The sequence below is a fragment of the Legionella sp. W10-070 genome (assembly GCF_900640175.1).
In the GTDB taxonomy this organism is placed as follows: Bacteria; Pseudomonadota; Gammaproteobacteria; order Legionellales; family Legionellaceae; genus Tatlockia.
Genome location: NZ_CAAAJC010000019.1, coordinates 40,947 through 56,041, shown reverse-complemented (window position 1 = coordinate 56,041; position 15,095 = coordinate 40,947). Strand labels below are relative to the sequence as shown.

Below are 15,095 nucleotides of genomic sequence, written 5' to 3'. Positions count from 1 at the left end.
CCCGAGAACGTGTTAAAGTTGAACATGCTCTTGCATCTATTTGTAATCGAAAAGGTCCAAGAGCCAGGTATTTCGGATTAAGACTGAATGAGTTTGATTTAAACAGAACTGCTATGGTAACAAATTTACATATTGCTACAAAATTGGCTGCGTAAATTTAAATCATATGCTGCTCTAGGAGATGCAACCCTCATATAGGAAAAAAAGAACTGTTACTGAAGCAGTAACGACTACAAGTCATCTTTTTCATGACAATTTTGGTTAGAATTGTCATCCGCGCAGGCGGAGATCCATTTTTGTTGTAGCACCGTACCTGCACTCAACATGGATCTCCGCCTGCGCGGAGATAGCAACTTAAATTTACCCATACGAGAGTTGCACCTGTTGCCAGGTAACTAGGCCAGTTTATTTAACAGAGATGCCAGACGGCAACCGGCAAGAGCCAGGCGTTGCTCAGTTAAAGACTTAACCATACGCTGGTATTGCCTGGATGGTTTTTCTCCTGGGCGAATATGATAAGCATTGTTAACAGCCAATTGATGCGATTCGTTTGCCCACACTTCCGGATTAAGAGTCATCTTTTTGGGCTGACATGGCCAGCGTTTTTCAATGCTATAAGCCTTTCGGTTAAGCTGTTCAGAAGTATAGTGCTTTTTTGTGTCTAACAAACCACCACCCTTATCCCAATAAGCATGGAGATTAGTTGCGATGGGATTATAACCTAATGAGAAGAGATTCCCTCCCTTATCACCATGGGGATGGCGTATACTGAATTGGCTGGCGGCATGAAGCGGTTGGTGAATATCACCTGCCACATGCAGCAATAGCCGCAAGGTAAATCCCTTATCAAAATCGCTTGCAAGACTGGTTTGCATTAATTTTTCCGCCGCTTTAATTGCCGAAACTGCATTCTCAGCCGCTGGAGGTTCCAAGGCTGTACCATCCTGAGAAAAAGGAATGTTGATGTAATGTTTTGAACCAAGCCAGAAGTCATTTTGATAGCGCAAACTATCCAGCCAGGCCGCAGAATTGATCAAATTTTGCGGTCTATATACTTTATCCAGTGCATGATTATAATGGTTTAAAACCTGCCTGGTGTGTGGCGTCAGGTGGTGATAAGCAATTTGAGCCACCAGACGGTGGCCCAGAGAATTCCAACCGTAGCTGCTCACCATCAGGCATGGATTCAACAGCAAAGCCAGCAAGCAATAATAACTTACCTTTTTGAGCATTTTATAACTACCCTAAATAAGGCGACCAAGCCGGTTCCTGCACATCCCCCTCTCGAGCCGGTAAAGTCATTTTAATCCGTCCATCAAGAGAAACAACGCCTAGCACGCCACGCTCATTTTGGTGGGTAGCATAGAGTACCAAACGCCCATTAGGGGCTACTGAAGGTGACTCATCCATGGAGGAAAAGGTCAATTGAGTGACCCGGCCGCCTTCATCCTGTACTGCGATATTAAAGTTTTTATCTTCCCGATGCAGCATCACAATATGTTTTTGATCAGGCGTATAGGAAGCCCTGGCGTTATAATTCCCCTCATAGGTCATACGGCTGATAGTACCATCTGCCAACGACAAACGATAAACTTGCGGTACTCCCCCACGTCCTGAGGTAAACAGCAGTGAACGTCCATCAGGCGAATAACGTGGTTCGGTATCAATGGCATCGCCAAATGTTAATTGTTTCATGCTGCCGTTATCCAAATTGACGCTATAAATTTTCGGTGAGCCTCCTTTTGAGAGCACGACAGCAAGCTGACGACCATCTGCAGACCAGGCAGGAGCTCCATTGATTCCGGCAAAATCAGTTACCAGGCGACGGCGACCAGTTTCTACATTGACGGTAAAAATCTGGGCTTTTTTCTTCTCAAACGATACATAAGCGATTTGCCGGCCATCAGGGGACCAGGCAGGTGACATAATCGGCTCTGTAGAAACTAGCAGGCTTTGAGGCTGGTGACCATCAACGTCGGCGACCTCGAGGAAGTATTTTGCCCTCTCTCCATTGCGTTGCACTAAAACATAGGCAATTCGAGTTGAAAAAATACCACGCTCTCCAGTAAGTTTTTGATAAACCTCATCGCTGATATGATGTGCCAAGGGTCGTAATTCATTTGCACTGACCTGATAGCTTTTTGACAGCAATAGCCTTCCCTGCGCCACTGCATCAACCAATTCAAAATTCACTTCATAGCGGTTATAGCCAATTTTATTAACTCGTCCTGATAATACACTGTCAGCCCCCGCTTGGCGCCATGCATTGATTGAAGGTTGATTGTCATAGCTTTGTGGTATTGGAACAAGCTTGAACTGTCCGGAAAAATGCAAGTCTTTGTTTATAACAGAAGATAATTGGTTGCCAGCTTCATCATGTCCAAAAGCATTAATTCCAATTGGTAAAGCAGAATTGATACCCTGCGTTAATTCAAGATCCACAGCGAAAAGTGTGCTTGAAAACAAGATTAGAAACCACGTGATTAAACATTTACTTAACACCTTTACCCCCTAACATTCTCTGGACGTACAGTAAGACTAATGTCGCGAAATATATTAAAAGCATCAGCATCAGTCGGCACAGGAAGCGGTGATGCTTTATAAATAGCAGTCTGAGCTGAACGGTCCAATACAGGATCACCACTACTGCGAGTCAAAGTCACTTCCAATACCGCACCATCTGGAGCAAGACGGATACGAAACTGGCTTGATAAACCGCGGTTGACATTTTCGGGCAATATCCACTGACGACTTATTGCATTCACAATCATAGCTTTATATTTATCAACCTCTCCTGCAATATGAGCTTTTTTTGCTGCATCCTGAGCCGCCTGCTGAGCCGCTGCCTGGCGTTGTTTTTCAGCTATCTCTGCCGCCTTTGCTTTTTCAGCACGGGCAAGCTCTTCTTTGAATACCTTTTCTTTCTCAGCTCTTGCTTTTTCTTCCGCTTGTTTTTTCTTCAGCTGCGCAATTTTTTCAGTCTCTTCGCGTTGTTTCTTCTCAAGCTGCTGTTGTTTTGCCTTTAATTCTGCAAGTCGTTTTGCTTCCTGCTCTTTCTGCAATGTTAATTGCCTTAACCGACGTTGCTCTTCTTCCATTTGTTTTTTACGGGCAATCGCAACCTTTTCTGCTTCTTCTTTTAATTTTGCTAACTGCTGCTGTTCTCTCAAGCGTGCCTTACGAGCCATCTCAGCTTGCTTTGCTAATGCCTGCTGCCGTGCCTGCTCAGCCTTTAGTTGATCAGCTCGCTCCTGTTTTAATCGATTAACCGCCTCCATCACTTCCTGATTATCAACACTGACAGCCTTTACCACCTGATCCTTAGGTTGTTTATTTTGTTCTACAGGCAAAGCCTGACTTGGTTGATTTTTGGCGGCTGTCATCACAGGGCGTTGATGATCAGGTTCCATTAGCAACAATACAGCTAATAAAATATGGATGAAAATTGCTGCATAAAAGGCATTACGATAGCTTTGATCATATATCATCCCTGATTCTCCTGTGACGAATCAGTCAATAACCCCACTTGCTCAGCACCCGCCTGCTTTAATAATCCCATCGCAGTCACAACCTTACCGTAAGTAACTCCCCGATCTCCTTTTACCAGCACATTAATGGTTTGATTTGTCTGGCGCGCCAGCTCAAGCTCAGCAGCCACCCTGACCATCAATGCCTTAGGCTCAATGGGGTAATCAGGATTTGTATTAATATTAAGAAAATACTCCCCCTGTTGATTAACAGAAACGATAACAGGCTCCCGTTCCGTCGGTTTTAATGTCTCACTGGCTGCTTTAGGCAAGTCTACTGTAACGCCCTGAGTAAGCATGGGCGCTGTAATCATGAAGATTACTAACAGTACTAACATCACATCAATATAAGGAACCACATTGATTTCAGCAATTGGACGAGAATCCCTCGTCTTTTTTCTTAGCATGACATTACCCTCTTATTGACGCTGCAGTTTGCTGCTCAATAAGCGAGACCAATTCATCCTGAAATAAATCATAATGATCAAGCAGGTTACTCGCACGTGTCGTATAACGGTTAAACGCAATCACTGCAGGGATAGCCGTAAATAACCCTAAAGCCGTTGCTACCAATGCTTCTGAAATCCCAGGAGCTACCATAGCGATAGTCGCCTGTTGGGCATGCCCCAGAGCCTGAAAAGAGGTCATAATACCCCATACAGTCCCAAATAATCCGATATAAGGTGCAATCGACCCTACCGAAGCAAAAAAAGGAAGATGCTGCTGAAGCTGCACGGCCTCTTTGGCATGTCTAATCTGCATTGCTCTCTGGATCGGCTCAATTAACACGCTGCCTTGCTTTCGAGAGCGCACATATTCTTTAAACCCTGCATAAAAAATGGCAGCCAATCCCTGCTTATCCTCTGCATTGCCATCAATATCAGCGTATAACTTGCTTAAATCATTACTGTCCCAAAAACGTTTGCTAAAGGCATCACACTGCTGCTTTTTTTGCTTAAAGTACCAAGCTCTTTGTAAAATAAGCGTCCAGGATATCACCGATGCAGCAAGTAAAAGCATCATGACGCTTTTAACAACCAGACCGGCCTGCATGAAATAACTTAATATACTGGCATGGCTATCCACGTTTCCCTCCAACTAAAATAGGTCGATATTTTTGTCTGTCATTTCTGTTCCGGCATGCTTAAAAAACAGAGATAACTGGCCTGATAACACATTAAAATTGATCTTCGGTATTTAAAACAGGGATAGTTAAATCCATAATTACCTTTCCTCAATCATGGGTATACCAAAATGCTCATAAGCAAGCTGTGAGGCAATGCGACCGCGCGGGGTACGCATTAAAAAACCCTGCTGAATAAGATAGGGCTCCAATACATCTTCTATTGTCCCTTTTTCCTCGCCAATGGCTGCTGCAATACTATCAACGCCCACAGGCCCTCCGGAAAATCGCTCAATCACAGCAAGCATTAATTTTCTGTCCATCATGTCAAATCCATGCTGATCAACATCCAGCATTTCCAGAGCACGTTTTGCCATCTCAAGCGTAATAACCCCTTTACCTTTGACTTGCGCATAATCCCTGACTCGCCGTAAAAGTCGATTGGCGATACGAGGTGTTCCACGGGAGCGCATGGCAATTTCCCTTGCTCCTTTATCTTCCGCTGTTACACCAAGTAATCGTGCTGAGCGTGACACAATGTGACACAGCGCATCTACTGAATAAAACTCCAGTCGCTGGACGATTCCAAAACGATCTCGTAGTGGTGATGTAAGCAAACCGGCTCGTGTTGTTGCACCTATCAAGGTAAAAGGAGGTAATTCCAGCTTGATTGATCTGGCCGCAGGCCCCTCCCCGATCATAATATCCAGCTTATAGTCTTCCATGGCAGGATAAAGAATCTCTTCTATGACCGGGCTTAAACGATGGATTTCATCAATAAATAAAACATCATTTTCTTGCAGATTAGTTAAGATAGCCGCAATATCGCCAGCTCTTTCAAGAACAGGACCAGAGGTTTGCCTTAAATTGACCCCCATCTCATGGGAAATAATATTAGCCAGAGTTGTCTTCCCAAGACCGGGGGGACCGAAAATAAGTACATGGTCAAGAGCATCTTGACGACTCTTGGCTGCTTCAATGAAAATACGCATCTGGGAGCAAACAACATCCTGGCCGATATACTCATCCAGTGTTAAAGGACGGATAGCACGATCCAGCACCTCTTCACAACTAACTGCATCAGCACTTATCAAGCGATCACTTTCCAGCATAGGAGTCAGGGTTTTGCCTAGTTTCACGCATTCTAGCACAGCTTTTTCCCGGAAGCTTCATCTGTTTTTTACAGTTGCTTCTTAATGAATTTTTCTTTATGCCATGCCAGATTTCCAATATCATATTATCAAATTATTCTGCTCTGAGAAATTATGTTTACACCATTAACTGATAGGGTCGTAATTATTACAGGTGCTTCTAAAGGCATTGGCCGGGGAATATCGTTCAAGTTTGCTGAACACGGTGCCAAATTACTATTAATTAATAGGAATGAGTCTGAAGGTAATTTATTAATTCAACAATTAAAGGATCGCGGGCACCAGGCAAATTCCTTTTCAGCCGATGTCAGCTCCGAAGATCTCATGCTTGCAGCAGCTGATTATGCAGAAAAAACTTTTGGTCATGTTGATATCATTTGTGCCAATGCCGGTATCTATCCTTGTCAAAAAATTGAGTCTATTAGTATGGCTGATTGGGATAAAGTGATGGATATCAATCTCAAAGGGACATTTATTACCATCAAATCATTTTTACCTCTTTTAAAAAAATCAATCGACGGACGAATTGTCTTAACTTCTTCAATTACTGGACCTGTTACCGGTTTTCCGGGATGGACACATTATGGGGCCAGTAAAGCCGGACAACTGGGTTTTATGAGATCAGCTGCCCTCGAACTCGCCCCTTATGGTATTACTGTAAATTCTATTTTGCCCGGGAATATCAAAACAGAAGGCGTTATTGAGCTGGGTGAAGAACATATAGCAAGCATGGCTAAATCTATACCACTAAACAAACTAGGCGACGTAGATCACATTGCTAATACCGCTTTATTTTTAGCTTCAAAAGAAGCCGGATTTATAACCGGTCAAACAATTATCGTGGATGGTGGACAAACTTTACCGGAAACACTGGATCAGTTTTAATAAGAAGCATTAAAATAACTGAGATATTATTAGGGATGTCAATAATCTGCCCACCAGCCCTATTTGTCACGGCACCCAGGGTCTAAGGAAAAGAAAAAAGAAAAAGAGTATCAGGCAACGTCCCTGAACGTTGCCTGATACTCTTTTCATCAATGTTAAGGTTTCATATTTTCTTTTATCAGACTTCTTATACGATGAATACGGGAGCGAACTGTACCCAATGGACAATGGAGCTGTTTTGCTATTGCCTTATAGCTCAAACCTTTAACCACATATAATTGAAAGCAACGTTGTAATTCATGAGACATATTAGTAAAAATTTCATCTATCTGCTGGCTCAATTGAAATTCAATTAAATAAGCTTCTGGTGAATTATATTCACTGTTTATTTTAGCCGCGAGGCAATCTGAATCGCGTGATTCCTTTTTCCTGGTTCTAAAATGATTCTTAATGGTATTTTGAGTGATTTTATATAACCAGGTAGGAAAGCTTGACTGTTGCTTAAAATAGCGAAGATAACGAAAAACTTTAATGAGCACTTCCTGAGCCAGATCATGCGCCAAAAAATGGTCCGAAACCTGAGTATATATTTGTGACAGTATTTTTTGACGATAGCGAACAATTAACTGATTGAATGCCCTGGAATTACCCTCTAATGCTAAATCAATTAACTGCTGTTCAGCTAATTCCATACCATGCATAAGCTATCCAATGGTTAGGTCTCTGAACAATATGTCGGTATATTTATTATTTTGCTTTAATTTTAGACATTAAGACCACTTAATTTTATATGCCTGTAGAGGTTATCTGTTATTTGATCTGAAAAAACAATGATAATTTGACGTTTTTTTTCGTTTTTCAGTTCCAGCAAACAAAAAATTCCTGCGTCAAACGCAATATGACTTTCATTATAGAATGATTTTTTACCATTATAATCATATAGAATCCATATTCCATTGCTGTAGGCCAGTTTTGAGAACGTGGGATTGGGATTTTGATTTTGATTAATTCGGAAAATTTGCAAGACAGTTGGAATAGCAACAGCCAATTTTAGCCATAAAACCCAAGCTGAGTAGAATAATAACAAGGAAGCTGCAGCATAGATTAATAAGACCATGCGCAAATAAAGTCGGGAACGATCAAGCTCTATGATGTAATTTGATGTGTTCAACAATATTAATCAATTCCCTGTCCATAGGTTGCTCATAACCCATTAACCAGCTAAAAAGCTCAACATCATTACAACTTAATAACTTATCAAAACTCTCCAGCTGTTCTTCACTAAGTGTATCCAGAGAATTTTCCACGAAATGCTTAAGAATTAAATCCAGTTCAAGCATACCTCGTCTACACTGCCAGATGAATTTAGCTCGTCTTGAAGGATTAATCATACTTTTACCAGATTGCCAGACAGAAGGATGTTACACTAAACTTCATGGCAATCCAATTCTATAAATATGAAAAATGAATTTTGATACCTATCTGATAAACAATAGAGAGTACACCGGCCTCTTACCCCTTGCTAAAGAATTTGACTTCCATCCTGAGAAAAATTATCTCTTCGATTTATCTTATTTAGCAATGCTCTCGGTAATCGGTGTGCGTGCGGAAGAGTTTTTACAGGGACAGCTAAGTTGTGATATACGGCAGGTAAGTCCTGCCGTAATGCGCCAAGGTGCCATGTGCAATTTAAAAGGACGAATCCTGGCGCTGCTGGATGTGATCCAGTGGCATCAATTCCAATTAATTTTACCCAAAGATCTTCTTAGTGATACAAAAAATTCATTGGCAAAAACCGCCATGCTTTCGCGAGTTATTCTTGAGCCGGCATACTCTTATCAGATATATGGGTTTTATCTGAATAACCCTGATGATCTATTGCCTGGGAATATACGACCAGAAACAGCGCGTTTTGCGGCTATTCAAACAGAAGAATTTTGTTGCTATAGCCTGGGGCATAATTTATTTATTTTTTTAATAAAACAGGAGAAAATTCCATCCTTTATAAATACCTTTAAGGAAAACCAGCAAATTAGAGGTTCTCTTGCATGGCATTACTTGCAATTAACTCATAAACAAGTACAAATTTATCCCCAGACAAGAGGATTATTTTTACCTCATCGCCTTGATTTACATTTGTCAGGTCATCTGAATTTTAATAAAGGCTGCTATAAAGGCCAGGAAATTATCGCACGTACCCACTATCGAGCAAAACTAAAACATGGTTTGCGCTTGTTTACCATTGAAACAGAAAAACCCCTGCACACAGGCCAAAAACTGCTTGAGCCATCATCAGGCGTGGAAATTGGTGAGCTGGTAGATTTTTGTCCTTTAGGTGCTCAACAGCATTTAATTGCAGCAAGCATACTTTTTGAGCACCCCGCCAAAGTGCACATTGAAAATCATAAGGATCCTGTAAAGATTAATCCCGTTATCAAGCAGTAAGTTCTTATGGACTTACTGCTTGGTAACGAGCCTGAAGTTAAGAGCTACCGGCCGCTTAGCATGCGTTGTAATACGTTATCTTTATCAATAAAATGATGCTTCAATGCACCGAGGACATGCAACACGATAAGGCTGATAAAAATCCAGGCGATCGTTTTATGCGCCGTATTCATCAAGTGAGACAGTGGCTCGTTTGGCCCTATGCCCGGAAATGGTATTGAGAATAGACCAAAGTAAACTGGTGCCTTATCGGCTGCTGTAGACATTATCCAACCACTTAGCGGCATCAAAATACCACAGGCATATAAGCTATATTGTACGATGCGCGACAGATACTTTTCCCAGGGAGCAACTGAAGTCGGGAGGGGCGGCTTGCCTGAATGAAGAATCCATATAAGGCGCAAAACCATTAAAAACAAGATAGTAAGACCTATTGATTTATGGATAATAAAACCTGATGAAACATACTGCTCTGGCAAATCCCCCAGAAAGAAACTGCCGGACAGCATAAAAATCAATACAACAGCAATAAACCAATGGAAAAACCTGGATTCCTTTGAATAACTTATCACAGCACTTCTTTTCATTAAAACTCCTTTAAAAATAATATATTATTTAACAGAAAGATTCCCGAGCTGCAAGTTTCATCAGGTAAAAGGGTGCGATTATTGCGGTTTTTTCTTGAAAGTTGTTTCCTGGGTGGAGTACAGCGAACCGGGAGCATCAGTTTACTATCAAGCTCTGATCCCGGATTTTGCTGACGCTCCATCCGAGCCATTAATTGCTGCCAACCACAGTTTTAATCGCACCCCAGATAAAAACCAGGGCAAAATCATACTTTGACTATACTATGCAATAGTTTTGTTATTGCCACGCATGGCGGGATCTATTTTTAAATCAGTTTATAAATCCGTTTGAAAAAGCTATTTATTGCCAAAATAGTATGATCTTGCCCTGAGTAAAAACAAGACAAAATCATATTGCGCAAATAATGATCTTACCCTGCATTGACTTAAACCAAAGCCCCTTCTTTTGAGGACATTTGCACCGTTGTCTGAGTAAGATCCAGTAACTCCCTGATAGCGACAAAAAACATAGTATAGTTAAGTGCTGAACTGGAGCGCAAATCCGCCAGCACATGACGCCACCTGTCAATCAACGTCATATGGCTTTCAGACCAGGAAGTAAAGCACTTCATAAAATCTTTCTTTTTATCCGCAAGATTAATGATGCCCGCAGTCAATTGTCTCTGTTGCCAATCCAGATCATCACGCAAGGCTTCTCTCGATAATGACTCCCAATGATTTTCAGTAGGATGAGAAATAACTTGTGAGCGAATCCAGTTCAAATCCAGGAATTCTCCAATATTAAAATAGACTTCTGCAATTTTTGCTATCTCAATTTCTGTCTGATAACTCACCTCGATAATATCAAGCGCAGAAAACAATGCACGGGTAATGGTTAATTCATGCGCCAAACGCTCAGATATACCCATTTCCACATATTCATTAAAATGCTTATCATATTGCGCCCGATTTCCTTCACTCAGCAGATCGGGTAAAGCCCTCTTAAGCTCGCGTACCCCAGGGGCATAATATTTAACTGCTTTGCTCATGTTCAAACGCATCCGTTGACTACGTAAAAACCATCGGGTAATTCTCCTGAGCAATCGAATATATAACATCATGAATTCATTTTGGTTGTCAGCGGGTACTTTAATCCCTAATGCACCAATTTCATTCCATATTGTTTCAAGATCAAGCACACTTCTTGCAATCATATAAGCCCTGATAATTGCCGATACAGGGGCACCCGTTTCATCTTGTAAACGATATACAAACGTAAAACCCATTTCATTAACAACCAGATTACTCAATCTGGTTGCAATTATTTCACGCTTCAATGGATGATTTTGCATCTGCTTGCTAAAACGATCCTGCAACGGTTTGGGAAAACAACCAATCAGCAGATCTTTGAGATAAGGATCTTCCGGAACATTGGAAGCCAGAAGCTGCTCCTTCAAAATCGTTTTGGTATAACATAACAATACCGCTATGCCTGGTCTGGTCAAACCCTGTCCCATTAATTTACGTTCCATTAATACTTTTTCATTAGGCAGAAATTCCAGCTCCCTATCCAGCTTACCGCTTTTTTCCAACTCATTAATATAACGACTATGAAGCTCTACTGACTTTCCTGCCTGAGTCGCTGAAAGGCTGATTGCGCGTGGTTGAGCAAAATTATCCCGTAAGACCAAAGCAGCCACTTCGTCTGTCATCTCACTTAATAATTCATTACGTTGCTTTTCAGTCAGATCACCTGTCGAAACTATACTATCGAGTAAAATCTTAATATTTACTTCTTTATCCGAGCAGTTAACACCCGCAGAGTTATCAATAAAATCCGTATAGATCAGCCCGCCATTCAATGCATATTCAACACGGGCCAACTGGGTCAAGCCAAGATTACCGCCTTCACCAACCACTTTACAGCGCAGCTGTTTCGCATTAATGCGGATAGCATCATTGGTTCGATCACCTACATCACTATGACTCTCTGTATGCGCTTTGACAAAAGTGCCAATGCCAGCACTCCACAATAAATCAACCTTGGCCCTTAGAAGGACACGGACCAGTTCATTAGGTTCGATTGTCGCTTGCTTAATACCAAAAAACTCTTTCATTTCTTTGCTGACAGGAATTGATTTGGCATTGCGATTAAAGACACCGCCGCCTTTAGAAATTAGTTTTTTGTCATAATCCATCCAGCTCGAACGGGGCAAATGGAACAAGCGCTCACGTTCCTGAAAACTCAGTTCAGGATCAGGGTCGGGATCAATAAAAATATGCTGATGGTTAAATGCCCCAACCAGTTTAATATGCCTGGAAAGCAACATGCCGTTACCAAATACATCACCTGCCATATCACCAATACCAACCACAGTAAAATCACTGGTTTGAATATCGCGATTCATTTCATAGAAATGACGCTTCACAGACTCCCAGGCACCCCTTGCGGTAATTCCCATTTTCTTATGGTCATAGCCCACCGAACCACCTGAAGCAAAGGCATCACCCAGCCAGAAGCCATATTCAAGCGAGATTTCATTCGCGATATCCGAAAAAGTCGCAGTTCCTTTGTCCGCAGCGACCACCAAATAAGGATCATCTTCGTCAAAACAAACCACATTTTCAGGTTTAACTACTGTGCCTTGGCTGTAATTATCAGTGATATCCAATAGGCCACGAATAAAAAGTTTATAACAGGCAATCCCTTCTGCTAAAATTTCTTCACGTGTACCATTAACCGGCAACTGTTTAGGAACAAATCCTCCTTTTGCACCGCTAGGAACAATAACAGCATTTTTTACCTGCTGTGCTTTTACCAGACCTAATATTTCCGTACGGAAATCCTCTGGACGATCAGACCAACGTAATCCCCCCCTTGCCACTCGCCCACCACGAAGATGGACACCCTCAACTTTAGGAGAGTAAACAAAAATTTCAAACATCGGATAAGGCTTAGGTACACCAGGAATTGCTTTACTGTTTAATTTGACAGAAATATAATTTTTATAACTTCCCCGATCGGTTTGATAATAATTAGTTCTTGTCGTAGATAGAATTGCCTGAATGTACTGTCTGATGATTTTGTCTTCATCAAGATTAGCTACTCCCTCCAGCTCGGTGAATATCTCATCAACGATTTGCTGGCAATCCTCTTCTCGATTTTTTTCTATTGCCGGGTTAAAACGTTTTTCAAAAAGATGAATCAGTTTTTTAGTAATAAGGGCATTATTATTTAAAGCAGATTCAATATATTCCTGACTGAATGTAGTCCCAATCTGCTTAAAATATTTAGCATATGTTCGTAAAACAGACACCTGCCGCCAATCCAGGCAAGCAGCAAGGACTAGTTGGTTGAAACCATCATTTTCTGCTTCGCCAAACCAGACACTGGCGAACGCATTTTGAAATAAATCCTTGATATTATCAATTTCAAAATAATCACCGCGAGTATATTGAAGGGCAAAATCATTAATCCAGGTTTCCTTGTCCTCGTATTTTAGCAAATAAGGTCTTTCACTGATCGCCCTCATGCCAAGCCGTTCAATAATAGGCAAGACGTCTGATAAAGGAATCGTAACCCCATGCTGATAAATCTTTAATCGAAAACTTTCCGATCTTTCATCCATCATTTTATAGAAATTCATTACCAGCGGGTTATCTGGAGACAATGCTTCTATATGTTTAATATCATAAACGGCAGTCCTTGGAGAGAAGTTTTCTGAATAGGCAACAGGAAATGCTTCTTTATAACGCGCAAAGAGCCGATTGGCATTTTCTTCACCAAAGGTTTCAAAAAGGAAATGTTGCAGATCATCAGCCCATGTACGTCCTACCTCAATGAGTTTTTTCTCAATTTCTTTAAAATCCCATTGAGTAGTATCCTGAGGATTGGTCCTTATAATAAAGTGGATACGAGCAAGAACCGACTCACCAAACCAGGTGGAAAAAGTGATTTCATTAGAATTAAAGCTCTCAGCAAGAATTTTTTGCATCGCCTGCCGTAATTCAGTGTTAAAACGTTCTTTCGGCACATACACAAGGCAGGAAACAAAACGACGATAAACGTCCGTACGTGCAAACATCCGGATCCGACGCCGCTCCTGCATGTAGAAAATACCCATTGCAATTTCAAGCAGCTCATCTTCAGATGCCTGAATTAAATCATCGCGAGGCAACGTCTCCAGAATATTTAACAGAACCTTGCCAGCATGACCACGAGGATTCAAATTAGAATTATTCATGATTAATGCAACTTTATGGCGCAGGAAAGGAATATGTTTTGGATTTGTATTATAAGCTGCCGACGTATAAAGTCCTATAATACGACGCTCACCAATCACCTGACCTTTTTTGTTAAATCGTTTAATACCGATATAATCAGTGTAAGCACGCCGATGAACCGTTGCTTCCGTATTTGTCTTTGACATTACTAAAATACGCGAGGACAGCGTTAACTCTCTGGCTTCCGGAGTCATTGCGGAAATACTGCGGGCGCTTGACTTGCTCATGCTTTGCCGCAGAACGCCAAGACCTGTTTCCGGCAAGGGTTGTAAAATTGTTTCCTGACCTTTCTGAACTAACTCATAATCACGAATACCTAAAAAAGTAAAGTGATGGTCTTCTATCCAGTGCAGAAATGCTTTGGTTTCTTCTGTTTCATCGCGGTCAAGCACTGCAGACGCTTTATCAAGCTCGTCAATCGCTTCACGGACTTTTTCACGCATTAATCCCCAGTCCTTCACGACAACAAGATTATCTTCCAATACTCGCTCAAAGTTACAATGCAGATCTTCAAGAACTGAAGCATCCGTTTGTCTGTCTATTTCGATAAAGATAGCAGCTTCGGTTAATATTCCGTTATTGTTGTTATTAAATTCACCTTTACGGGGAAAAATAGCGGTTACCTGATTATCTTTATCCCGCTGAAGACGCAACCCTCCCATGTGGATAATCAGATGGGAAACAAGCCCTAAACGGTTAATCACCATACGTAGCGAATCAACTAAAAACGGCATATCCTCAGTAATAATTTCTACTACTGTATGCGTTGTTTGCCAACCGTGCCTTTCAAAATCCGGATTGTAAATGCGAATCTTGGTCTCTTCATGAGCGCGCTGCTGAATCAGCGACCAGAAATTAACTGCCGCACCGTAAAGATCTTCTACATCCCATTCACGTAAATCATCTAATGCCACTGTCCCGTAAAATTGCTCAACAAATTCAGAGCAAAGCTTGGCTTGTTCACTGTCCATCCGTTGCTTCAATCGCTCAACGACTGCTTCAATGATTAAATCTTTACCCTCTTCGAATTTATAAGACATTCATTCACCTCATTTAGGCATGAAAACAAATTGACAGATTATATACTTCTATAAGGCAACTTACACGACAGTCT

13 protein-coding genes are annotated in these 15,095 nt (G+C 41.4%); 2 read left to right on the top strand and 11 right to left on the bottom strand.

The annotated features are described in order from the left end of the window. Positions 1–395 precede the first annotated feature (395 nt). From E1O65_RS09250 to ruvB, 6 genes are all read right to left on the bottom strand, one after another. Positions 396–1,232, bottom strand: coding sequence for a S1/P1 nuclease (locus tag E1O65_RS09250; protein ID WP_133133321.1), 837 nt, complete (start codon positions 1,230–1,232; stop codon positions 396–398). A 7-nt stretch (positions 1,233–1,239) separates the two neighbouring features. Beyond that, complete coding sequence (gene tolB, locus E1O65_RS09245; protein WP_133133320.1) at positions 1,240–2,502, bottom strand: Tol-Pal system beta propeller repeat protein TolB; 1,263 nt, start codon at positions 2,500–2,502, stop codon at positions 1,240–1,242. 2 nt (positions 2,503–2,504) lie between these two features. Then, positions 2,505–3,488, bottom strand: coding sequence for a cell envelope integrity protein TolA (gene tolA, locus E1O65_RS09240; protein WP_133133319.1), 984 nt, complete (start codon positions 3,486–3,488; stop codon positions 2,505–2,507). Beyond that, a complete protein-coding gene (gene tolR / locus E1O65_RS09235) occupies positions 3,485–3,934 on the bottom strand; it encodes a protein TolR (RefSeq protein WP_133133318.1) in 450 nt (149 codons plus the stop codon). Before tolR ends, tolA begins: the two co-directional genes overlap by 4 nt. 4 nt (positions 3,935–3,938) lie before the next feature. Further along, a complete protein-coding gene (gene tolQ, locus E1O65_RS09230) occupies positions 3,939–4,613 on the bottom strand; it encodes a protein TolQ (RefSeq protein WP_133133317.1) in 675 nt (224 codons plus the stop codon). 138 nt (positions 4,614–4,751) lie between these two features. Beyond that, a complete protein-coding gene (ruvB, locus tag E1O65_RS09225) occupies positions 4,752–5,762 on the bottom strand; it encodes a Holliday junction branch migration DNA helicase RuvB (protein WP_133133324.1) in 1,011 nt (336 codons plus the stop codon). A gap of 153 nt (positions 5,763–5,915) precedes the next feature. Here ruvB and fabG point away from each other — a divergent pair, with 153 nt between their 5' ends. Then, entirely contained in the window at positions 5,916–6,686 is a 771-nt protein-coding gene (fabG, locus tag E1O65_RS09220) for a 3-oxoacyl-ACP reductase FabG (RefSeq protein ID WP_133133316.1), read from the top strand. Positions 6,687–6,841: 155 nt separating this feature from the next. On the opposite strand, the gene E1O65_RS09215 is transcribed toward fabG, so the two are convergent. The 3 genes from E1O65_RS09215 to E1O65_RS09205 form a co-directional block, all read right to left on the bottom strand. Further along, the gene (locus E1O65_RS09215) at positions 6,842–7,387 is read right to left on the bottom strand and encodes a sigma-70 family RNA polymerase sigma factor (protein WP_133133315.1); all 546 of its coding nucleotides are present in this window, start codon (positions 7,385–7,387) and stop codon (positions 6,842–6,844) included. Positions 7,388–7,449: 62 nt separating this feature from the next. Beyond that, complete coding sequence (locus E1O65_RS09210; protein ID WP_347400069.1) at positions 7,450–7,803, bottom strand: protein YgfX; 354 nt, start codon at positions 7,801–7,803, stop codon at positions 7,450–7,452. A 22-nt stretch (positions 7,804–7,825) separates the two neighbouring features. Continuing rightward, entirely contained in the window at positions 7,826–8,077 is a 252-nt protein-coding gene (locus E1O65_RS09205; RefSeq protein WP_133133313.1) for a succinate dehydrogenase assembly factor 2, read from the bottom strand. 73 nt (positions 8,078–8,150) lie between these two features. Here E1O65_RS09205 and E1O65_RS09200 point away from each other — a divergent pair, with 73 nt between their 5' ends. Continuing rightward, positions 8,151–9,131 carry a folate-binding protein YgfZ gene (locus E1O65_RS09200; protein WP_133133312.1) on the top strand — a complete coding sequence of 327 codons (981 nt, stop codon included), beginning with the start codon at positions 8,151–8,153 and terminating at the stop codon, positions 9,129–9,131. Positions 9,132–9,175: 44 nt separating this feature from the next. Here the strand turns inward: E1O65_RS09200 and E1O65_RS09195 are convergent, their stop codons facing one another. Together E1O65_RS09195 and E1O65_RS09190 are read right to left on the bottom strand one after the other, a co-directional pair. Next, positions 9,176–9,718 (bottom strand): cytochrome b, encoded by a 543-nt coding sequence (locus E1O65_RS09195; RefSeq protein ID WP_133133311.1) that lies wholly within the window; start codon positions 9,716–9,718, stop codon positions 9,176–9,178. A gap of 425 nt (positions 9,719–10,143) precedes the next feature. Further along, the gene (locus E1O65_RS09190; protein WP_133133310.1) at positions 10,144–15,021 is read right to left on the bottom strand and encodes an NAD-glutamate dehydrogenase; all 4,878 of its coding nucleotides are present in this window, start codon (positions 15,019–15,021) and stop codon (positions 10,144–10,146) included. Positions 15,022–15,095: the final 74 nt, after the last annotated feature.